This is a genomic window from Phocaeicola dorei (assembly GCF_013009555.1).
Lineage (GTDB): Bacteria > Bacteroidota > Bacteroidia > Bacteroidales > Bacteroidaceae > Phocaeicola > Phocaeicola dorei.
In genome coordinates, this window is the sequence record NZ_CP046176.1 from 305,321 (window position 1) to 328,129 (window position 22,809).

At 41.9% G+C, this 22,809-nt stretch carries 19 protein-coding genes; 9 read left to right on the top strand and 10 right to left on the bottom strand.

The annotated features are described in order from the left end of the window. Window positions 1-13: 13 nt before the first annotated feature. Window positions 14-994, top strand: coding sequence for a GNAT family N-acetyltransferase (locus tag GKD17_RS01165; RefSeq protein ID WP_007834762.1), 981 nt, complete (start codon window positions 14-16; stop codon window positions 992-994). A gap of 88 nt (window positions 995-1,082) precedes the next feature. Here the strand turns inward: GKD17_RS01165 and GKD17_RS01170 are convergent, their stop codons facing one another. Further along, the gene (locus tag GKD17_RS01170) at window positions 1,083-2,414 is read right to left on the bottom strand and encodes a deoxyguanosinetriphosphate triphosphohydrolase (RefSeq protein WP_007834767.1); all 1,332 of its coding nucleotides are present in this window, start codon (window positions 2,412-2,414) and stop codon (window positions 1,083-1,085) included. Between the two features lie 220 nt (window positions 2,415-2,634). Between GKD17_RS01170 and dut the strand changes: the two genes are divergently transcribed. The 6 genes from dut (at window position 2,635) to GKD17_RS01200 (ending at window position 9,119) form a co-directional block, all read left to right on the top strand. Next, window positions 2,635-3,069 carry a dUTP diphosphatase gene (gene dut, locus GKD17_RS01175; RefSeq protein WP_005845350.1) on the top strand — a complete coding sequence of 145 codons (435 nt, stop codon included), beginning with the start codon at window positions 2,635-2,637 and terminating at the stop codon, window positions 3,067-3,069. A 9-nt stretch (window positions 3,070-3,078) separates the two neighbouring features. Further along, a complete protein-coding gene (locus tag GKD17_RS01180; RefSeq protein WP_007842003.1) occupies window positions 3,079-4,887 on the top strand; it encodes a tetratricopeptide repeat protein in 1,809 nt (602 codons plus the stop codon). Then, window positions 4,884-5,717 carry a DUF4292 domain-containing protein gene (locus tag GKD17_RS01185; protein WP_007842008.1) on the top strand — a complete coding sequence of 278 codons (834 nt, stop codon included), beginning with the start codon at window positions 4,884-4,886 and terminating at the stop codon, window positions 5,715-5,717. The genes GKD17_RS01180 and GKD17_RS01185 overlap by 4 nt, the downstream gene beginning before the upstream one ends. Then, window positions 5,717-7,051: a murein hydrolase activator EnvC family protein gene (locus GKD17_RS01190; protein WP_007834770.1), complete on the top strand. Its 1,335-nt coding sequence runs from the start codon at window positions 5,717-5,719 to the stop codon at window positions 7,049-7,051. The genes GKD17_RS01185 and GKD17_RS01190 overlap by 1 nt, the downstream gene beginning before the upstream one ends. Further along, entirely contained in the window at window positions 7,048-8,406 is a 1,359-nt protein-coding gene (locus GKD17_RS01195) for a M64 family metallopeptidase (protein ID WP_229054380.1), read from the top strand. Before GKD17_RS01190 ends, GKD17_RS01195 begins: the two co-directional genes overlap by 4 nt. 344 nt (window positions 8,407-8,750) lie before the next feature. After that, a complete protein-coding gene (locus tag GKD17_RS01200) occupies window positions 8,751-9,119 on the top strand; it encodes an RNA recognition motif domain-containing protein (protein WP_007834772.1) in 369 nt (122 codons plus the stop codon). Between the two features lie 719 nt (window positions 9,120-9,838). On the opposite strand, the gene GKD17_RS01205 is transcribed toward GKD17_RS01200, so the two are convergent. From GKD17_RS01205 to rpoN, 6 genes are all read right to left on the bottom strand, one after another. Further along, on the bottom strand, window positions 9,839-10,753 hold the full coding sequence (locus tag GKD17_RS01205) for a glutaminase (protein WP_007847168.1): 915 nt from the start codon (window positions 10,751-10,753) through the stop codon (window positions 9,839-9,841). A 13-nt stretch (window positions 10,754-10,766) separates the two neighbouring features. Next, window positions 10,767-12,611, bottom strand: coding sequence for a 4-hydroxy-3-methylbut-2-en-1-yl diphosphate synthase (locus GKD17_RS01210; protein WP_007842021.1), 1,845 nt, complete (start codon window positions 12,609-12,611; stop codon window positions 10,767-10,769). Window positions 12,612-12,691: 80 nt separating this feature from the next. Beyond that, on the bottom strand, window positions 12,692-13,201 hold the full coding sequence (gene purE / locus GKD17_RS01215) for a 5-(carboxyamino)imidazole ribonucleotide mutase (protein ID WP_007834776.1): 510 nt from the start codon (window positions 13,199-13,201) through the stop codon (window positions 12,692-12,694). Between the two features lie 126 nt (window positions 13,202-13,327). Next, entirely contained in the window at window positions 13,328-13,708 is a 381-nt protein-coding gene (gcvH, locus tag GKD17_RS01220) for a glycine cleavage system protein GcvH (RefSeq protein ID WP_007834777.1), read from the bottom strand. A gap of 36 nt (window positions 13,709-13,744) precedes the next feature. Continuing rightward, the gene (locus GKD17_RS01225) at window positions 13,745-14,401 is read right to left on the bottom strand and encodes a phosphatase PAP2 family protein (protein ID WP_007834778.1); all 657 of its coding nucleotides are present in this window, start codon (window positions 14,399-14,401) and stop codon (window positions 13,745-13,747) included. A 4-nt stretch (window positions 14,402-14,405) separates the two neighbouring features. Further along, window positions 14,406-15,875, bottom strand: a complete 1,470-nt coding sequence (rpoN, locus tag GKD17_RS01230) for an RNA polymerase factor sigma-54 (RefSeq protein WP_007834779.1) — start codon at window positions 15,873-15,875, stop codon at window positions 14,406-14,408. A 128-nt stretch (window positions 15,876-16,003) separates the two neighbouring features. On the opposite strand from rpoN, the gene GKD17_RS01235 reads away from it, so the two are divergent. Further along, window positions 16,004-17,377, top strand: a complete 1,374-nt coding sequence (locus tag GKD17_RS01235; protein WP_007855045.1) for an aminopeptidase P family protein — start codon at window positions 16,004-16,006, stop codon at window positions 17,375-17,377. 51 nt (window positions 17,378-17,428) lie between these two features. On the opposite strand, the gene GKD17_RS01240 is transcribed toward GKD17_RS01235, so the two are convergent. After that, on the bottom strand, window positions 17,429-18,337 hold the full coding sequence (locus tag GKD17_RS01240; protein ID WP_007834781.1) for a glycyl-radical enzyme activating protein: 909 nt from the start codon (window positions 18,335-18,337) through the stop codon (window positions 17,429-17,431). A gap of 4 nt (window positions 18,338-18,341) precedes the next feature. After that, window positions 18,342-20,723, bottom strand: coding sequence for a trans-4-hydroxy-L-proline dehydratase (gene hypD / locus GKD17_RS01245; protein WP_050764883.1), 2,382 nt, complete (start codon window positions 20,721-20,723; stop codon window positions 18,342-18,344). Between the two features lie 99 nt (window positions 20,724-20,822). Between hypD and GKD17_RS23075 the strand changes: the two genes are divergently transcribed. After that, window positions 20,823-21,005: a hypothetical protein gene (locus tag GKD17_RS23075; protein ID WP_007834783.1), complete on the top strand. Its 183-nt coding sequence runs from the start codon at window positions 20,823-20,825 to the stop codon at window positions 21,003-21,005. Window positions 21,006-21,068: 63 nt separating this feature from the next. Here GKD17_RS23075 and GKD17_RS01250 read toward each other — a convergent pair whose 3' ends face one another. Further along, window positions 21,069-22,742, bottom strand: a complete 1,674-nt coding sequence (locus GKD17_RS01250; RefSeq protein ID WP_085961431.1) for a nucleoside kinase — start codon at window positions 22,740-22,742, stop codon at window positions 21,069-21,071. Window positions 22,743-22,809: the final 67 nt, after the last annotated feature.

Genomic DNA, 22,809 nt, shown 5'->3' on the forward strand with positions numbered 1-22,809 from the left:
GAGAATAAAAGATATGGAAGAAATTATTGCACCGATTAGCAAAGAGATTCTCAAGGCGGAACTTTCCGAGGATAAACGCCTGAGGTTTACGAATAAAAGTCATAATGAAATTTATGTCATTACGCATCAGGATTCGCCAAATGTGATGAAGGAGATTGGCCGGTTAAGGGAAATAGCCTTTCGTGCTGCAGGTGGCGGAACAGGAAAGGCGATGGATATCGATGAATATGACGTGATGGAAAATCCCTATAAGCAATTAGTTGTATGGAATCCTGAAGCGGAGGAGATTTTGGGAGGCTATCGTTATCTCTTGGGGGATGAGGTGCAATTTGATGAACATGGAAAGCCTTTGCTGGCTACTGCTCACATGTTTAATTTCTCGGAAGTTTTTTTGAAAAAATATTTGCCTTATACGGTGGAGTTGGGGCGTTCGTTCGTTACATTAGAGTACCAGTCAACCCGTGCCGGTTCCAAGGGATTGTTTGCTTTGGATAATTTGTGGGATGGTTTGGGTGCATTAACCGTGATTAAGCCTAATGTGAAATATTTTTTTGGTAAGATGACTATGTATCCTAGTTATCATCGTCAGGGGCGTGATATGATATTATACTTCCTGAATAAACATTTTGGTGATAAAGATAAGTTGATAACTCCGATGAAACCGCTGGAAATAGAAACAGATAAGAAAATGTTGGAAAATCTTTTCTGTTATGATTCTTTTAAAGAAGACTACAAGATTTTGAATACGGAAGTGCGTAAGCTGGGATATAATATTCCTCCTTTGGTCAACGCATACATGAGTCTGTCTCCTACGATGCGTATGTTTGGAACAGCGATTAATTATGGATTCGGAGATGTGGAGGAAACCGGAATTCTGATTGCGGTAAATGAAATCCTGGAAGACAAACGGGTGCGCCATATCGAATCGTTTGTAAAGCAACATCCTGAAGCTTTGAAAATAACTTCAGGCGCTCATCCCATACTGACCAAATAATCGGACTAATAGTAATATTGGGGGAAACATTGTCAGGTGCAGATAAAATTTACAGGATTCATCTTGCTCGCATCTGACAATGTTTTTATTATACTGCCGGCAGACTGTTGCCTTTGATCTTCCGGTAGAGGTCGAGCGCATATACGTCTGTCATGCCCGATATGTAATCCAGCACAGCTTGAATTTTTCCATATAAAGTAGGTGCGTTGACATTGTACTGTCCGGATACGCGATTGATCAGTAGTTGTGAATACGCTTTTTCCGGAGAGCGCACTGCATTGATCATCAGGTCAATCAAGGTACTGATAACTCTGAACCCTGCCAATTCTATGTCCAGTACATCACTGGAACGATAGATTCTTTGCAAGGCAATTGCAGAACAATTCTCATAGGCCTCTTTCAATGGACTGCAAATGTGCTTTATCAGTGCGCCTTCAAACTCCCCGGCTAATATCTTTTTTTCATTTTCAGTAAATACTCTTGTGCATTCCTTTATTAGTGCACCGATGACCGAAGAACGTAAATAAGCTATCTGTTCATTGACGTCTGTTACAATCCGGCAAACTTCTTCAATGCGTTTTTTTCTTTTCTCATCAAAGAACAGCATATACAGTCCTTTGGTTTCATCATGTGTCAGAAGTTTTAATTTATGCGCGTCTTCTATGTCCATCATCTGATAACAAATATCATCCGCGGCTTCTACCAGGTAGACTAACGGATGGCGTGCGTAGCGTAAAGGCTCATCCGGCTTGCTGAGCTGGATGATGCCTAATTCTCTGGCTATTTTCTGATAATCAGCCTCTTCGCTTAAGAAGAAACCGAATTTTGATTTCTTTCCTGCCAATTGTGAGGAAAAAGGATATTTTACGATGGACGCCAATGTGGAGTAGGTCATTACGAATCCTCCTTTCCGTCTTCCTTCAAATTGGTGGGTAAGGATGCGGAATGCATTGGCATTTCCTTCGAAGTGGGTTAAATCATCCCATTCCATCGGTGAAAGTTCTTTTTTCAATGCCATTCCTTGTCCTTCCGAGAAGTAAGTTGAAATGGCTTTTTCTCCCGAATGGCCGAAAGGTGGGTTTCCCAGATCGTGTGCCAGACATGCGGCTGAAACGATAGAACCTATTTCCGATATATGGGAGTCGACCAAGTCTGGGTGCTTTTTCAGAAGCTGGTTGGCGACATCGTTTCCTAAAGAACGTCCTACACAAGACACCTCAAGGCTGTGAGTCAACCGGTTGTGTACGAATACGCTACCCGGTAAAGGAAATACTTGAGTTTTGTTTTGCAAACGGCGAAAAGGTGCTGAGAAGATGAGACGGTCATAATCGCGTTGGAATTCGGAACGGTCATCTTTACGGGCCTCGTGCAGTTCTTCCATGCCGAAGCGTTTATTTGATATTAATTGTTTCCAGTTCATAATTCAGGCTTTATCTGTTTGCAAAAGTAAGAAACTTCCGTTTAAAAAACTGTAAACGCTTAGATAAATCCATCTAAATGTGTAAATTCGCACTTTATTAATCATGTGGTAATGTGCTGATTTGTTAATATGCCAATTGGCTGCGCCAGGTCTGGACTGTGCTTGTTGTCTGCAAATTATTAGCATTGCCACATAAGCATATTGATAAATTGTTAAAATTATGAAAATACAGGTAATCAATAAATCAAAACATGCTTTACCCGAGTATGCTACCGGGCAATCGGCAGGGATGGATATCCGTGCTAATCTTGACGAACCGATTGTGCTGAAACCCTTGCAACGTTGTTTGGTTCCTACGGGACTTTATATCGCATTGCCTGAAGGTTTTGAAGCGCAAATCCGTCCACGTAGCGGGCTGGCTATTAAGAAAGGCATCGGAGTCCTGAATTCTCCGGGCACAATTGATGCCGATTATCGTGGTGAAATTTGTATTATCCTGGTCAATTTGTCATCTGAGGATTTTATGATAGAAGATGGGGAGCGCATTGCGCAAATGGTTGTAGCCCGTCACGAACATGCCGAATGGCAGGAAGTGGAGGTGTTGGACGAAACGGAACGTGGTGCAGGTGGCTTTGGACATACCGGAAAAAAGTAAAAGGAAACAATGAATAGAAGATTGAAATATGTGCCCATGCTATGTGTATGTCTGATAGGCATGCTTGTTTCATGCGGTACGGTGAAGAGAACTTCCGGGGTGTCCGGAAATAAAACTGTTGTGGAGGAAAAGGATCCGCTTACTCCGGAGCAACGTCGTAAATACGACTATTTCTTTTTGGAAGCGCTCCGGATGAAAGAAAAAGGTGACTTGGATGCGGCTTTCGAAATGTATAGTCACTGTTTGGACATTTATCCACAAGGAGCTGCTACTTTGTTCGAGATTTCCCGGTTCCATATGTTTCTCAATCAGCCGGAAAAAGGGGAGGAGGCTTTGAAGAAGGCAGTGGATGCCGACCCTAAGAGTTTTTGGTACAAGCAAACTTTGGCAGCCTATTATCAAGGTAAGGGAAATTACCCGAAAGCCATTTATGTTTATGAGGATATGGCGAGTCAGTTCCCCTCACGTCTGGAACCGTTGATGGCTTTGATTGATCTCTATACCCGTACCAAGGATTATCAGCAGGTAGTTAATACATTGAACCGCCTTGAAGCCTTGGATGGGAAGTCTGAACAAATCAGCATGGAGAAATTCCGCATGTATCTGGCCATGAACAATGATCAGCAGGCATTTACGGAGATTGAGAATTTGGCGAAAGAATATCCATATGACATGCGTTATCTTACCATTTTGGGAGATGTCTATCTGAACAACGGTAAGGAAGAAGAAGCATACGAAACTTATCAGAAAGTATTGAAGGAAGAACCGGGCTATGCGCCGGCGTTGCTTTCTATGGCTTCTTATTACGAGAAAAAAGGGCAGGATAGTTTGTATCAGGTACAGTTGGATACTATTTTGCTGAATGATAATGTGGATAGCGATACAAAGATGAACATTATGCGCCAGCTTATTCTGCGTTCTGAGCAAACAAACAAGGACAGTACGAAAATAGCAGGCCTGTTTACTTCTATATTGAAGGAAAAACAAGAGAATGCAGATATCGCTATGTTGGCGGCCCAATATCTTCTGACGAAAAAGATGGATAAAGAGGCAACCCCTGTTTTGCACCAAGTGCTTGAAATTGATCCGGAAAATACGCCGGCACGCTTGCAGCTGTTGAGCTTTGCCATTCGTGAGCAGAATATGGATGAAGTAATCAAATTATGTGCTCCTGCTTTGGAATATACTCCGGATGTATTGGAATTCTACTATTATATGGGATTGGCCTATCATCAGAAGGAGAAAACAGACGAGGCATTGGAGGTTTTTAAAAAAGGAGTGAATCAAGTAACAGATAAAAGCAATAAGGATATCGTTTCTGATTTCTATGCCATTATGGGGGATCTTTATCATATAAAGAAGATGAATGTGGAGGCATATGCCGCATACGATTCCGCTTTGGTTTATAAGGAAAACAATATAGGGGCCTTGAATAATTATGCCTATTACCTGTCTGTAGAGCGTAAAAACCTGGATAAAGCGGAAGAAATGAGTTACCGTACCGTAAAGGCCGAACCTACCAATGGTACGTATCTGGATACCTATGCCTGGATACTTTTTGAGAAAGGTAAATATGTAGAAGCAAAAATTTACATTGACCAGGCTATGCAGAATGATGGAAGTAAAAGTTCCGTTGTTGTAGAGCATTGTGGAGATATTTACTACATGAATGGAGATCGTGAAAAGGCTTTGGAATATTGGCAACAAGCGGAAAAATTATCCAAGGAGCCTCCTCAAGAAGGTAGTGAAGAACGTAGTGAAAAGGAATTGAACTTATTGAGAAAGAAGATTGTACAAAAGAAATACTTTGCAGAATGATGAAACGTGTCTGTTTTTATTTGTTTAGTGCTTTGCTGATTATATTTATTTCTTCATGTTCATCTACCCGGAGTATGAAGAAAGGGGTATCTATTGGCAATTTATCCGAGTCGGAATATATGGAAGAGCTGATTAGCCGTTCTCCGGGATGGGATGCAATTACTGCGAAAATGTCATTGGCCGTTGACTTGAACGGTAAAGGACCGACTAAAGTAAATGGTACGTTGCGCATGAAACGTGATGAAGTAATCCAGCTTTCTATCGCTCCATTTTTGGGTATTGAAGTGGCACGTGCTGAAATATCTCCGGACGGAGTTTTAGTGATGGATCGTATGAACAAACGTTATGTACAAGTCCCTTTTGATGAATTGAAAAATCTGGCAAAGGCTGATTTGGATTTTCATACTTTGCAGGCCTTGTTTATGAATGAAATTTTTCTTCCGGGAAAAAAGGTGCTGACTGTCCGTGATATTTCGTCCTTTGCTGTGCGTCCTGAAAACGAAAATGCATTAATAGAAGTAAAAAACGGCAAACATTTCGCCTACCGTTTTCGTACCAATACAAATGATGGGCTGCTGAAAGAAAGTCATATCGGCTTGTCCGGTACCCGGTACGGGATAAATTGGCGTTATGATAAGTTTCGTCCGTTGGAGCAGAAACAATTTCCGGCGTCTATGACAGTGTCTTTTGAAGGAGCGAAGCAACCGGTTACGGCAGTGTTCGAACTTTCCCGACTTTCTACAAACAAAGATTGGGAAAGTCACACTGAAGTGCCTCAAAAATACGAAAAGATAGAATTGCAAGATTTGCTAAAACAGCTTATTAAATAATGAAACGTATCTTCTTATTACTCATAGCCTGTTGCTTTTTAAGTACTCTTTTAGCGCAAAGTACTCGGAAAATAAGGGAGCTTGAAGCCAAACGGAAGGAACTTCATCAGCAGATTGCCGAGTCTGAAACTCTGTTGCAATCTACCAAAAAGGATGTGAAAAGCCAGTTGGATAACCTTGCTTTACTGACAGGTCAGATTGAGGAGAGAAGAAAATATATCAATACCATAGAGAGTGATGTTCATATATTGACAAGTGAGATCGCCTCTTTGCAGAAGCAACTGAATAAACTTCAGCGTGATTTGAAAGACAAGAAGCAGAAGTATGAGATTTCGGTGCAATATATGTATCGTAACAAGTCTGTTCAAGAGAAATTAATGTTTATTTTTTCTGCCGAGAACTTGAGCCAGACTTACCGTCGTATGCGTTATGTGCAGGAATATGCAAACTTCCAGCGTCTTCAGGGAATGGAGATAGAACGTAAGCAGAAGCAAATTGCCGCTAAAAAAAGAGAAGTGGAACAAACTAAGAATGCCAAACAGAATCTTTTAAAACAAGGTGAGGCCGAAAAGATCAAACTGGAAATTCAGGAAAAGGAACGGCAGACTCTTTTAGCGAATCTGCAAAAGAAGCAGAAAGGTATACAAAACGAAATAAGGAAGAAAAAACGTTCAGCAGAGCAATTGAATGCCCAAATTGATCGTTTGATTGAGATTGAAATAGAGAAAGCTAGAAAACGTGCGGAGGAAGAAGCCCGTAGGAAAGCCGCTGCTGAGGCTGCCGCAAAGGCTGCTGCAGCTAAGAAAGCGGAAAATAAAACTACGGGAGGGGTAACCCGCTCTAAATCTACGGAAAAAAATGAGGACACAAGGAAGGCCGCTCCGGTGGAGAAGTTCAGTCTGAACAATGAGGACCGTCAACTGTCGGGTAGTTTTGAACGTAATCGAGGTATTTTGCCGGTTCCCATTACCGGCCCATACGTGATTGTCAGCCATTACGGACAGTATGCCGTAGATGGTTTGCGTAATGTGAAGCTGGATAATAAAGGGATTGATATCAAAGGTAAACCGGGAGCACAGGCACGCGCCGTTTTTGATGGAGAAGTTTCGGCCATTTTCCAATATAATGGCTTGAACAATATATTGGTGCGTCATGGTAATTATATCTCCGTCTATTGCAACCTTTCTTCCGTATCGGTTTCTAAAGGCAGCAAAGTCAATACACGTACTGTTCTTGGAACTATCCATACAGATAGTTCGGGTAATACGGTCTTGCATTTTCAACTTCGTAAGGAAACGGCTAAACTTAATCCGGAATTATGGTTGGGAAGATGAAAAAGATAAGTTTTCTTTTTGTATTTCTGTACTTTATTACTTTGTTGTTTGTCGTAGCTTGTTCGGAAACTGGAGAGCTTCCTGTAGCTCCTGTTCCTGAAATTCCTTCCATTACTATCCCTTCCACGGAAAATACCCGGCTTGTTTTCACTTCGGACGGAGGGGAGGATACCCTTGCTTTTATTGCAACAACAGGATGGTCTGTTGCTATAAAGACTGCTGATTTGGCTGGAGATTGGTTAGCTGTGTCACCGTTAACCGGTAATAAGGGGGATAATGAACTTATTATTACATTGGCTTCCAATCCCTCTGCCGAGGATAGAGAAGGTGAAGTGATAATTCAGTGTGGAGAAGTTGCGGATACTGTTATCGTCCGTCAAAATTTCAATTATCTGGCAACTCTTTCTAAAGATGGTGATGTAAGAACTTGGCAAGAACATACGAAAGGGTGGGGAATTAATCTTGTAATGATGGGAGACGGGTTTGTGGAAATGGATATGGGGAGAGGTGGAAAATACGAGGTAATGATGCAAAAGGCGATGGATTCCTATTTTTCTGTGGAGCCGATGCATTCTTTACGGGAGTATTTTGATGTTTATAGTGTCACTGTTGTTTCAGTATCCGACAGCATTGGCGGTGGAACAGCTCTAGGAACTACTTTTACAGGAGGCACTTCCATAAAAGGCGATAATGAAAAATGTAAGCAATATGCTACTAAAGTGCCTCTGTTGGGTAATTCTGTTAGAAATACACCGATGATTGTAGTCATGAATAGTCCTCGCTATGCCGGTACCACCTATATGCATTCTTTGGGCTATTCCATAGCATTCTGTCCTTATGTGGATAATGATGATGAACGTTTTGCACAGATTATTCATCATGAAGCAGTGGGGCATGGCTTCGGATATTTGGGAGATGAATATGATGATGTGTATGACGGTGAAATCCCGTCAAATGTTATGGCGGAACTAAAAGAAATTGCAGACCGGTATGGATGGTATTCTAACATTGATTTCACTCCGGATATAACGAAAGTGAAATGGAATTATTTTATCTCTGACAAACGTTATGTTAATGAAAGACTGGGAGCATGGGAAGGAGCATACGGATATCGGTCAGGTGTCTGGCGTCCGACGAATATCAGTATCATGCTCTATAATGTCGGCGGTTTTAATGCTCCTTGCCGGGAGGCTATTTATCGTCGTGTCATGAAACTGGCTGGTGAAAGCTATAGTCGTGATAAGTTCCTTGAATATGATGCAGTAAACCGGAAGTCTGCATTAAAGCGTATGAATGCTGGAAGTGTAGATCGGAATCACTTTATTCCTTTAGCATCTCCTGTTATTATAGATTGATTCTCTTTCTCTGTATCTTTTTGATATGTAGTACTGGGTAACTTTCTGTATAATAGCTATTAAAGTATAAATATGTATTTGAGGAACGGTTATTTTCCGTTTTAAAACTTGTCTGCCCTTTCGAAGAGAATGAAAAAAACATTTATTATTAAAAATAAATCTCCAATTAGTTTTGAGTTCAAGTCTAATTGCGTACATTTGTCCCCTGCATTAAGTATCCTCATAGAAGTACATTAATACTTTTCCAACTTATTCTTTAGTGATGATGGTAGAATCGTTTGTCTCTCTGTAAGATTCCTAATAGCAAAACGTACTTATTTTTTTATTAAAACATTTATTTTAAAATGAACATTTTTATTGCAGGGCTTAACTATAATATGAGTGAAGCCGAACTTGGAGAATTATTTGCAGAGTATGGTGAAGTTGTTTCTGTTAAGATTATAATGGACAGAGAGACCGGTCGTTCTAAGGGATATGGTTTTGTTGAAATGGCTGATGATGAAGCTGGAGATAAAGCGATTGCAGCTCTTAATGAAGTTGACATGGATGGAAAAACTCTTTCTGTGTCAATAGCGCGTCCTAGAGAAGAACGTCCGCGTCGTAGTTATGGCAACAATGGTGGTGGTTATCGTGGTGGTAACAACAGTCGTGGTGGTGGCTACGGTGGTGGTCGCGGAGACAATGGCTATGGAGGTGGCAGAAACAGATATTAATCTGTATCTCTATAAAATATAAAGAAACCTGCTTTGGACATTTGAAATGCTGAGGCAGGTTTTTATAGTGCCTTTTCAGGATATAAAATTAATTTTCTCAATTTTTTCTTCAGATTTTTATGGTTGTCTAAAAATCTTGTTTCCAATTGTTTGTTATGAAATCTTTCCATTTTAATATCTTCGTTCGGATATAAATCCTTTAGTTTCCAAGGTAGAGACTATATCCGACTGTTTGTTTTTGTTCTGGTATTTCATTTCGGTGGTATTCGGATTTCCCTATCCGGATTATCTTGTTCATTTTTTGTGGATTTTAAAAATCGTTTTATCATCTGGGTTAATGTTTTCTTCCTTTAGGTTAAATCATTTTTATAAGTATGGTTTACATAGTTAATTCTTAGTTATAATATGAGTTGGTCCTTCAAAAGTGTCTTTCAAAAGGCTTTGGCTGTCGGCTAGAAACGACTTAATCTTTCTTTTGTTTATGGCAAACGGAAGATATTCCTTTGGGGAATAACATCTCTATGAATGCCTTTTGTAATAGTAAAGAGGATAAAAACGGTTATTTATTAAGCATTATCAATAATTTCCACATACATTCCAGGGACTTCTTTTTATCTTTATAAAAAGGCTATAAGTATTATGCGTGTTATATTCAACTTTATTCTGGATTATTTCAACAGGAAAGAAAATGATTTAGTATAGAGAGATTGTTAGCTTTTCTAGAAAATAGACTCCTGTGTTTGTGTTGTCAATAGTTCTAGTGCCTTGATTCCCATAACGGAATTTCCTTTTTGATTCAATCTCGGGCTCCACACTGCAACTGAATATCGTAGTGGGTAAACTGCGGCTATACCGCCTCCCACACCACTTTTCCCCGGAAGGCCTACCAGATAAGAAAATTCTCCTGCTTCGTCATAGAACCCACATGTTTGCATGATGGCATTGATACGTTTCACTTGAGAGGCGGTCAGTGTGATTCCTTCGAATGTAAAAGCTTGTTTATGGTTGGCAAACGGCAAAAAGGCTTTGGATAAATCATAACAACTCATTTCTATGGAGCATTGAAGGAAATAGAAATGAAGTACACGTTCTATGTCATTGTCGATGTTATGATGATATTTCAACAGGTTGGTGATTGCCGCATTCAGATAACCGTTTTCACGTTCGGACAGGGCTACTTCTTCATTATAATGGATCTGGTTATTCCCGCTGATTGAGTGGACGAAACGAAGATATTCTTCTTCGGGGTATTTCAAATGGTTCAGCAGGATATCAGTCATTACAATGGCTCCGGCGTTAATAAAGGGATTCCGAGGAATTCCTTTTTCTACCTCCAGTTGTACTAATGAGTTGAAAGCTGTTCCCGAAGGTTCTTTACCTACTCTTTTCCATAGATTATCTCCTTCAAGACTCAAACACATGGCAAGTGAAAAGACTTTCGAAATACTTTGGATGGAAAAGCCGGTGATGGCTTCTCCATGCATGAAAGTTTTGTTTTGTATCGTATGGATGCACATTCCGAATTGATCTGGGTTGATTTTGGCAAGTGCCGGAATGTAATCAGCCTGTTTGCCAATAGAGGCGTAGGGCTGGATTTTTTGATAGATGTCTTTTAGAATCTGTTGATAATCCATGATTTGGACGTTTTTATTTTTCTGTATAGTCACCATTGGCTTTGATGAGTTCGATCAACTTCTCAACAGCCTGGTCTTCGGGAATGTTTTTTTCTATACATTCTTTCTTTTTATAGAGGCTGATTTTTCCACGACCGGCACCTACATAGCCATAGTCGGCATCCGCCATTTCGCCGGGACCATTGACAATACAGCCCATAATGCCGATTTTCAGACCTTTCAAATGCGAGGTGGCTGCTTTGATGCGGGCAATCGTAGACTCTAAATCATATAAGGTACGACCACAGCCCGGACATGAAATGTATTCCGTTTTGCTGGTTCGGATTCTGCCGGCTTGCAGGATACTAAATGCAGTGGTGTCTACCGCTATATGACTCAAAGAACCTTGGTTGTACAAGAAGATGCCGTCACAGAGTCCGTCAAAAATTAGTGCACCCATATCAGCTGCCGCTTTGATTTGCAGATCTTCAGTTTTCGTTTCCTGATAGTATTGGAAGAATACGACCGGATTTTCTAAACCTTCATTCATCAGTTCGTGTGTCATGGCACGATATTCGCCGAGGCGGTTGGGATGATTGCTTTGGGCGATGATTACCACCTCGGGATGCAGTTTGAGGGCTGCGATTACTTCGTCATTCATAGCCATATAGGGCAGGAACAGGAATTTTAGATCGGAAACCGTGTGATGTAATTCTATCATCTGCTGGTAGTTGAATGCCGGATAGACATTTTTGTCTTCTGGATTCCATGCATTGGCATCCACTAGATAGGCTATATTGTTATCTCGTGAATTGGGTACACTTCCACCGCAATAAATATAGTCAGGTTTGAATTGAGGATTGGTTTCGAAAGACCCTTCCAGACGTTCGGCTATTACTACAGGAGGATTATCCCCTCCAATATTCCGGACGGCCTTAGTCTTCCGGCGGCCCGGAGATAGGTAGTTGAATTGCGGAGCTTTTTTTCCAGGAATAAAAGGATGTCCTTCCCGAGTTAGTATATAATCAACCAGTTTGCGGGCTACCGGAATTTCATTTTCAGGAGCCTCGCTCAATGAGACACGAATGGTATCTCCCAAGCCATCGGCAAGGAGTGCACCTATTCCTAATGAGGATTTTATTCTTCCGTCCTCGCCATCCCCTGCTTCGGTAACACCCAGATGAAGCGGGAAAGCCATATTTTCCTTTTCCATTTCCTCTACCAGTAGACGGACCGTCCTGACCATTACTACGGTATTGGATGCCTTGATGGAAATAACCACATCGTTGAAATGTTCCGCAACACAGATACGCAGGAATTCCATGCACGATTCTACCATACCTTCGGGGGTGTCGCCATAATGAGACATGATGCGGTCTGACAGAGAACCGTGGTTTACCCCGATGCGGATGGCGGTGTGGTTTTCCTTGCAGATATTTAGAAAAGGAACGAAGCGTGCACGTATCTTTTCTATTTCTTGCGCATACTCTTCGTCAGTGTATTCCAGTTTCCGGAAAGTACGTCCCGGGTCTACATAGTTTCCCGGATTGATGCGCACCTTCTCCGCATATTGTGCCGCTACATCAGCCACTTTGGGATTGAAATGCACATCGGCTACCAGCGGGGTGTCATATCCTTGAGAGCGTAATCCGATATTGATATTTTTCAGGTTTTCGGCTTCACGTACACCTTGTGTGGTAAGACGTACATATTCACCGCCCACATCTATAATGCGTTTGGCTTGTTCCACACATGCTTCAGTATCCATAGTAATGGTGTTGGTCATACTTTGGATGCGGATGGGGTTGTTTCCACCCAAAGGAGTGCCTCCGATATGGACTTCGGAAGATTTGCGGCGGGAGTAATTAAATAAATCCATGTTTAGTGATTAGTGGTGAGTGGTGAGTGATTAGTGAGCTGCGCTGGAATGCTGCATGGGTATTAATCACTCACCACTAGTTAATTCGTTTTATATTCAAACTTGATTTCTTTCAATTCTTCATTGGCTTTTACAATTTTCTTTTTTAAACCGGTTTTGTAGTCTGCAAATTTAGCAGCCAGTTCTGTATCACTCAATGCTAGCATTTGTACGGCCAGAATGGCAGCATTCATGGCTCCATTGATTGCTACGGTAGCTACAGGAATTCCGGGAGGCATTTGGATGATAGAATAAAGTGCGTCTACGCCATCAAGAACTGAACCTTTTACGGGTACACCGATAACAGGTAGTGTGGTATTTGCAGCAATGACACCGGGAAGTGCGGCAGCCATGCCGGCAGCGGCAATGATGACTTTAATTCCACGGCCTGCAGCATTTTTCGCAAATTCCTCCACAGCTTCGGGAGTGCGGTGTGCCGAAAGGGCGTTCATTTCGAAAGGTACGTGCATCTCGTCCAGTAATTTGGCAGCTTTTTCCATTACGGGAAGGTCGGAAGTGCTACCCATGATAATACTTACGATAGGTTTCATTGTTTTTTTGTTATTGTTTGGTTTATATATTTACTTCAAGCACGGGTTATACGGATGAACGCGGATAGAAAAATCCGTGAGATCCGCGTAATCCGCGCCTGAACAATTCCCTAACGGGAATTTATATTATTCGTTGACTAATGCTTTATATCCTTCAGCATCCAACAAATCGTTAACGTCATTAGTGTCATTGGGCTTAATCTTAATCAGCCACCCTTTACCATACGGGTCTTGGTTTACTAATTCGGGATTGTCGGCCAATGCTTCGTTCTGTTCCAGAACTTCTCCTGAAACGGGAAGGAACAAGTCCGAAATAGTCTTTACTACTTCAATAGTACCGAAAACTTCGTCTTTTTCTAAAGTTTCTCCTTCAGTAGTGATATCTACGAATACGATGTCACCTAGTTGCTCTTGTGCATAATCAGTGATGCCTACATAAGCTATATCACCTTCTACTCGTATCCATTCGTGTTCTTTGGTATACTTTACATTGCTTGGAAATTCCATAATGTTTTCAATTTATAAGGTTAATACTAATTTTTTTCAAATAAACAAAATTCCAATGACACCACAAAACAATCCGACAATAAATCCGGCTAAAACTTCTAATAAGGTATGCTGTTTTACAATGATACGGGCTGTGCCAAGCATTCCGGATAGCAAAATGAAAAAACAGAGCCACCATATAGGATTGAAATTGAATATAAAGCTGTAGGATAATAATCCGCCTACCATCATGCCGCTGCTTGCCACGTGTGTGCTGATTTTCCACTTGAAATTGATCAGTGTGCAAAGGATCATGCAGATGAGGGCGGCTACGATAATACCCGACATATAGCGGGGCAGATGTATCTTGTACATAGTGATGAGACAGGTGACATAGCTGATGATAGTCAGCGCGTATGGTACGAAACGTTTTTCGCGGTGTCCCAATTCATGAATCCCCCAACCGTTTATTTTTTGAAATAGGTAGATGGCGAGCATTGGCATCAGAATGGTGAAACAGTAGACTATGCCCAATACTATCAGTTTGTACTGGATGGGCATGATACGAAGATAAGTGAAGAAAAAAAGTAGGAAAAATGCCACAAAAGGAATCATAAAAGGCGTGAATATGCCTGATATGATACGTGAGCTGACTTCAAGCGGACTATTTTTCTTGGCTACTCTTATTGCTTCGGTTGTTTCGTTAGCTTTCATAATATTACCTTCTTAATCGTGCGACGGGTATGTTAAGCTGTTGGCGGTATTTGGCTACAGTACGGCGGGCTATGGGATAGCCTTTCGTCTTTAGTGTTTCGGCCAGTTCATCATCAGTGTAAGGTTTTTCTTTGTCTTCGGTATCTACACATTCTTTCAGAATGCGCTTGATTTCGCGGACAGAGAGTTCTTCACCGTCTTCGGTGGTGTAACCGTCGCTGAAAAAGAATTTCAACGAATAGATACCATAGTTTGTTTGTACATATTTGCTGTTGCTTACCCGTGATATGGTGGAAATATCCAATCCCGCGCGTTCGGCTACATCTTTCAAGATCATGGGCTTCAGCAAGGATTCGTCTCCTTCTAAAAAGAAGAGGCGTTGAATATCTATAATGGCTTGCATGGTGGTGAGTAACGTGTGTTGTCGCTGTTTTACGGCATTGATAAAACCTTGTGCGGCATCTACTTTTTGTTTTAGGAACATCAGTGCGTCCTTTGAGGCCTTGCTCTGATTGTCTTTGTTGCGAGTGTGTTCATCCAGCAATTCGGTGAACTGACGGCTCAGACGCAACTCAGGAACATTACGATTGTTTAAACTTAGAGTAATGGTGCCGTCTTCATACGTTTCTACGATGAAATCGGGAATAATCTGCTGCATATTTTTACCCATTGCTTCACCCAGTGAACTGCCCGGACGAGGATTCAGCTTGGTGAGATCGCTCACCGCCTCATTATATTGTTCTTCGGTAATACCTAGTTTTTGGATAATCCTTTCTTTATTTTTGCGGGTAAATTCATCACAACATTTACCGATGATGTCCAGTTCTATTTGTTTCAACGGCGAATCGGCTTTTCTTTGTATTTGTAACAGAAGACATTCCTGTAAACTGCGGGCACCGATACCTGCCGGATCAAAGTCTTGGATTATTTCTAATATTTTATTCAATTCTTCTTCAGTGGTATAGATGCCCCGATAGATGGCAAGTTCATCCATGATAGACTCCATATTTTTGCGTAACAGGCCGTCATCGTCCAATGAACCGATCAAGTACTCGGCTATATCTCGTTGTTCTGGGGTAAGTTCCTGCATCTGCAACTGGTCTTTCAATATTTCATAAAAAGATACGGCATCCGAGAAAGGGATTTCTTCGGCTACTCCTTCTTTGGAACGATTATGTTCCTGTAGTTTATAATCGGGAATATCATCTTCGTTACTGTAATCGCCTAATGAAAAATCCTCGTTCGACTCCGTATTTTCGTCTTCGTTTTCTGCGTATTCTGTGTTGTCATCTTCATTATCGGGCATTTCTTTCCCTTCCTCCAGGGCCGGATTATCCAGTATTTCGGAATGGATACGTTCTTCCAACTCCACAGTGGGCAGTTCCAGCAATTTCACTACCAGTATTTGTTGTGGAGATAAAGTCTGTATTTGTTGCTGGGCTTGTGTTTGTACTTGACGTGAGCCTTGTGCCATAATATTTTTATTTCCTTGTTTATTGCGACAAAAATAGGAAATTGTATTGTAATAATCTTCCTTTTTTCTGGGATTATTTTAAGGGGATGGTTATCTTTGCCTGTCATCCATACAAAAAACACAAGATTATGTTTGCAAAAGAAACTTATACAACCCGCCGTAACAGCTTGAAAAAAAGCCTGGGAACAGGTCTCTTGCTATTTCTAGGCAACGAGGAGAGTGGCATGAACTATGAGGATAATACTTATCATTTCCGCCAGGATTCTACTTTTCTTTATTTTTTCGGCTTGCCCTATGCTGGGTTGGCTGCCATTATCGATGTGGATGAGGATAAGGAAATTATCTTCGGGGATGAGCTGACTATGGATCATATTGTATGGATGGGAATCCAGCCTGCCTTGTGTGAGAAAGCGCAGAGGGTGGGAGTGACGGAAACTCGTCCTGCCGCGGATTTGAAGAAGTATTTGGAAAAAGCTGTTGCTAAAAGACAGGTGATTCATTATCTGCCTGTTTATCGTGCGGAGCACAGATTGAAGCTGTTGGACTGGTTGGATATAAAGCTTGGCATGGAACAGCCGTCTGTTCCGTTTATTCGTGGAGTCGTGAATATGAGGAATTATAAGACTGCTGAGGAGTTGGTTGAAATTGAACGTGCTTGTAATGTGACGGCTGATATGCACATTACAGCTATGAAAGTGTTACGTATAGGAATGAAGGAATGGGAAGTGGTGGCTGCATTGGAAGCGGTGGCACAGGCCAATGGTTGTGGATTTTCGTTTCCTACTATTGCCACGGTATGCGGACAGACTTTGCATAACCATTATCATGGGCATACGGTGAAATCGGGGGATATGCTGTTGGTGGATGCTGGTGCGGAAACTGAAATGGGATATGCTGGTGATATGTCGTCTACAATTTGTGCGGATAAAACGTTTACTATCCGTCAGAAAGAAGTGTATGACATTCAGGTTGCCGCACACACGGCAGCGGTTCGTGCATTGAAGCCCGGAGTGCCTTTTAAGGAGGTGTATGAACTTTCCTGTAGAGTGATTTGTGAAGGGCTGAAAGGACTGGGCATTATGAAAGGTGATCCTGCTGAAGCGGTGGCCGTTGGGGCGCATGCTATGTTTTTTCCGTGCGGACTAGGACACATGATGGGATTGGATGTGCACGATATGGAGAATTTGGGAGAGGTATGGGTCGGCTATGACGGACAACCGAAAAGCACTCAGTTCGGCCGTAAGTCATTAAGGCTGGCCAGACCTTTAGAACCGGGATTTGTGCTTACTATAGAACCGGGTATCTATTTTATTCCCGAACTGATTGATTATTGGAAAGCGGAAAAACGCTTTAAGGACTTTATCAATTATGATAAGCTGGAGAGTTATCGTGACTTTACAGGTTTGCGTAATGAGGAAGATTATTTGATAACGGAGGACGGGGCACGTCTTTTAGGTAAGAAGGTTCCTTTTACTACAGAAGAGGTGGAGGCTTTGCGATAAAATTATTGGGGGTAGATAGAAATACTTTTATCTACCCCCGATGATATATAATTATCCACCTATGGTTACCTTTAAACCGTAATCAGTCAAGATTTGTATGCACTGCTGTTGTACTTCTTCGGATGGCGTTTGCATTTTATATCCTTTAGGATTATAGATACTGCCTAGCTTTGTATGCTTTCCCTTTCCTATATCATGGTAAGGTAATAGGTTAATTATCTCAGGATGCCGTGGAAGACTGGCCAAAAATTCGGCAGACTGCTTTATGTTCTTTTCATCTGCATTCACTCCTTCAATCAATGGAATGCGGATATAATAAGGGAAACCGGCTTCTGCTACTCTGCGGATGTTTTCCAAAATTAATTCATTGGGAACATCACAAAATGTTTGGTGTACGGTACTGTCCATTGATTTTAAGTCGATAAGTAATAATTCACAATTCCGCATCACTTCATCCACCGTTTCTTTGCGGGCAAGTAGGGTGGTATCTACCGCCCGATGAATTCCCTGTTGTCCGCAACGTTTCAGCATATCAATCAAGAATTTGGGATGAAGCAACGGTTCTCCACCACAAAAAGTGACCCCACCGCCCGATTGATCCATAAATGGGATTTCCTTTTCTATTTCATGTATCAGGTATTCGGCGGTATATTCCGTTCCTGATATCTCGATAGCCATTGCCGGACATTCTTCGGCACAGCGTCCGCATAACACGCATTTTTGTTTGTCGGTGACAATACCCTCGGGAGTCAGTGTCAGTGCACCGTTGGGGCATACTTTCAGACAAGTTCCACAGCCAAGGCATTTCTTGGCTGTGTATAGTTTGTCTTTTCCGTTACGAATGCCTTCGGGATTATGGCACCATACGCACGAGAGCGGGCATCCTTTCATGAAAAGTGTGATACGGATGCCCGGTCCGTCATTGATAGCATAGCGTTTGATGTCGAAAATCAGATTCATTTTGTCAGAAGGTTTCTTGTGCCGTGCGGGCTATTACGTCATATTGTAAATCTGCGTTCATATCATTGAAATAATCGCTATACCCAGCTACGCGTACCAACAGGTCCCGATATTCTTCAGGATGCTTTTGGGCGGCATGTAAGGTGGCGGTATCTACTATATTGAACTGAATGTGATGTCCTCCTAAGGCGAAATAGCTGCGGATGAGGCTTGCTAGTTTGGCCAGGTCTTCATCACGTTTCAGCAGTGAGGGCAGGAAACGTTGATTCAACAGAGTACCTCCGCTTTTCACCTGGTCTAGTTTGCCTAATGATTTTACGACGGCGGATGGCCCGTGGGTATCTGCTCCGTGTGAGGGTGAGGTACCGTCACTGATGGCACGTCCGGCCAGACGGCCGTTGGGGGTGGCATTCATCATTTTGCCGAAGTAAACGTGACAGGTAGTAGACAGCATGTTCAAATGGAAGCATTCGCCTTTGGTGTTCGGCTTTCCTTCGATGGCGTCGTAAAGGTCGTTAAAGACCTGGATGGCGATACGGTCTGCATATTCGTCATCGTTACCGAAGAAAGGTGTGCGGTTCAGAATGAATTGTCGCATGGCTTCCTGTCCTTCGAAGTTGGTGTCGGTAGCATGGATGATTTGCTCCATATTGAATTTACGTTCTTCGAATACATGTTTTTTCAGAACGGAGAGACTGTCGGTAATAGTACCTAAACCGGTGCATTGAATATAGGTTGTGTTATAACGCGGTCCGCAGTTATAATAATCTTTTCCTTTGGCAATACAGTCATCAATGAACAAAGACAGGAAAGTGGCGGGAGCGTATTTGGCGAACATACGGTCAATGTAGTTGCTGACACGTACTTTCATATCTACAAAATAATGGATTTGTTTAAGGAATGCGTCATAAAGTTCTTCATAAGTCCGGAAGGTACGGGGATCTCCTGTTTCTAAGCTTACTTTCTTGCCTGACACAGGATCAGTTCCGTTGTGCAAGGTGACTTCCAATATCTTGGGGACGTTAAGGTAACCGGTCAGTACGTAAGCTTCTTTTCCGAAAGCGCCTACTTCTATGCATCCGCTACATCCGCCTTCGCGAGCGTCTTCCGGTGTCTTTCCCTGTCGCATTAGTTCCATGACGTATGTGTCGGGATTGAATACGGATGGGTAGCCGTAGCCCTTACGGATTACTTTGCAGCCTTCGCGCAGGAAACGCTCTGGGGTGCATACACTGATGTGCAGGGCGCTTCCGGGTTGTAACAGGTGAAGATCATCTACTGTTTCGAGCATGATATAGGATACTTCACTGACCCCGTTGCTACCATCGCGTTTGATGCCACCGATATTCAGATTGGTAAAGTCATTGTAGGTACCGCTTTCTTTGGCGGTGATGCCAACTTTGGGTGGGGCTGTCTGATTATTTATTTTGATAAAAAAACATGATATTAGTTCTTTGGCTTCTGCACGAGTCAGTATTCCTTCTTTTAGGTCATTTTCATAGAAAGGAGTGAGATGCTGGTCAAAATGTCCTGGATTCATGGCGTCCCATCCGTTCAGCTCTGTAATGGTGCCGAGATGGACAAACCAGTACATCTGTATGGCCTCCCAATAAGTACGTGGGGCATGTGCAGGAACCCATCGGCAGATTTCCGCTATTTTTTTCAGTTCCTTTTTGCGTTTCGGATCGGTTTCTCGTCCAGCCATCTTTTCGGCCAGTTCAGCATGGCGTTCGGCAAAAATGATAGCGGCATCACAGGAGATGGACATGGCGGTCAGTTCTTCTTGTTTGTCGGTTGCTTCTGGATCATTCATGAAATCCAGATTTCTCAGCTCATGGGCAATACGTTCTTTCAGATCCAGCATGCCATATTGATAAACTTTTCCGTCCAAGGAAGTATGACCGGGGGCTCGTTGTTCCATAAATTCAGTGAACATTCCTGCTTCGTAAGCTTCTTTCCATTCTTTGGGAACGTGATTGAAGATGCGTTCGCGTTGGGTGCGCCCTTTCCAATAAGGAATAACCTCGCGTTCATAGGTGTCTATATCTTCTTGGCTGATGGTATAGCGCTGTAATTCGCGGGTGTTCAACACATGAAGGTCTTCCACGCTGTGACAGGTCAGTTCAGGGAAAGTAGATACGGCTTTGGGATGTGGTCCACGTTCACCTACAATCAGTTCGTCTTTACCTATGTATATAGTTTTCCGTTTACAGATTTCAAGAAAGTTCAGTGCTCTTAGAATGGGAATTGGATATTTCCCTTCGTTTTCTTTGTAAAATTCGGTCTCTATCAGAGCACGTTCTATGGACAGAGAAGGTTGTGCGTTAAAAGATTCTTGACGCAGGCGTTGGATACGGTCTGTCATTCCGTTGGTTGTTGTTATCATAAGAGTTATAATAAGGTTTATTTGTTCATAAATAGGAATTCCCATAAGGACGGATTGAAGGAGCCGACCGATTGATATGCAGAAGAAGATATCAATAGAATGAAACGTATGCCAAAAGTAAGATACGCTGTCATTCAATCCATCTTTATGGTGGCTAATGAATGTACAGTCTGCTGGCTTTTGGCATACCCTCCTGAAGAAGAAATGTTCTTAGCAGTAGAACATCAGGCAGTTGAACAGTTTTCTATAGCCTTTGGAGTGCATTCGCTTATACTTGTTTAATAGTGGTCGAAATTACTGTTTGTTTCGCACATAAACAAACCTTATATACTGTTTAATAACAGGTTAATACCGGAAACTGCTTCCTCCTAAAAATTCTCTCAGTAAAGAGGTAGGAGGCAATTCTTTATCTTGTACCGAAGCGAAATATTCCAAGAATTTGCGTAAACGATATGCTTCTGAATATTCCGGTTTGTTATTGGGGACATTCCTTAGAATGGGAATAGCATAATCTTTCATAATGGCCAGTTCAAACAATAGGGCAGAATTGAACATGGCATCTGCATTTTCTTGATATGGAAAGATCCATTTTTCTTCTCCGGCACGTACGCTGGGCCATCTTCTGATCGTTTCTTCTGCGGAATAGCCACGGTATTTGTGGTCGCGGATAATACGGCGCAACAAACGGTTGTCGGTAGTCGGAATATAATTATGATTGTCCAGCAGAATAGTGGTTAATGCCGATACATATATTTTATATTTATTTTCGGTGGGAATATGAGGAGTTAACTCGGGGTTAAGTGCATGGATCCCTTCGAGAATCAATATCATGTTATCGTCAATCTTAAGTTTGTCACCTTTAAATTCCCTTCTTCCTGTGGTGAAGTTGAAACGTGGTAATTCCACTTCCTTTCCATGAAGCAGATCTTGTAATTGCTTGTTGAAGAACTCTAAATCTAATGCATACAATGATTCGTAATCATAATCACCTTTTTCATCTTTTGGTGTCTTTTCTCGGTCAACAAAATAATTGTCCAGGGAGATGGGGTAAGGCTTCAGACCGTTTGCCATCAACTGAATACTGAGCCGTTTGCTGAAAGTCGTTTTACCAGAAGAGGATGGACCGGAGATAAGAACCAGTTTTACTCTTTGACCGTTTTTTCCTCTGTGGTATATCTCATCGGCAATATTGGAAATCTTTTTTTCCTGCAAGGCTTCGGACACATTAATCAGATCGGTGGCATAGCCTTCATTACAGGCCACATTGAAATCTCCTACAGTCCCTACGCCTAAAATCTGATTCCAACGACGATGTTCTTTGAATACTTCCAGCATTTTTTCTTGTTTTACCACTTCCTCTAGTACTTCCGGATTCTGACGGTTGGGGACACGCAGCAACAAGCCGTCATAGTATTTCACTATGTCGAATTTGCGGATATATCCGGTGCTGGGCAGCAGGCTGCCATAGTAGTAGTCAATGGTATTTTCCAAAGTATAATAATAGGAGTAAAGTTCTCCTGAAGTTTCAAGTAGTTTTACTTTGTCCATCATTCCTTTCCGGCAGAATAGTTCTACTACTTTAGTTGTATGACATTCAAAACGATGGAAAGGGATGTTGGCTTCCACAATCTCTTTCATTCGCTGCTTAATACGGGAAACATCATCCAGTCCGGTCTCGTGCCCTATCTGCAAGTCGCAATAATATCCTTTGGATACGGGATGTTCAAGCATGATTTTTCCATCAGGGTATAGGTCCTCCACCGCTTTGCACAAGATGAAGCAAAGTGAACGGACATAAGTGCGCATTCCCGAAGGATTTAGCATATTCAGGAATTCCACATCCTTATTATTATAGGCCCGGTAATTGAGCCCTTCTACTTTGTTATTGACTTTGGCACTGACTGGTCCATATGGGATATCTAGATTAAAACCATTATAAATATCCAAAAGTGAGCTTCCGATTGGGAAGTTCTTTGAAATATTGTTATTTTTGCAACAGATTTGTAACATAATCGTAATAATTATTACTAACGTAGTGAAACGGCTTGAAATTTACTGAATAAAAGGGAGATTAGCCAATTCCTAC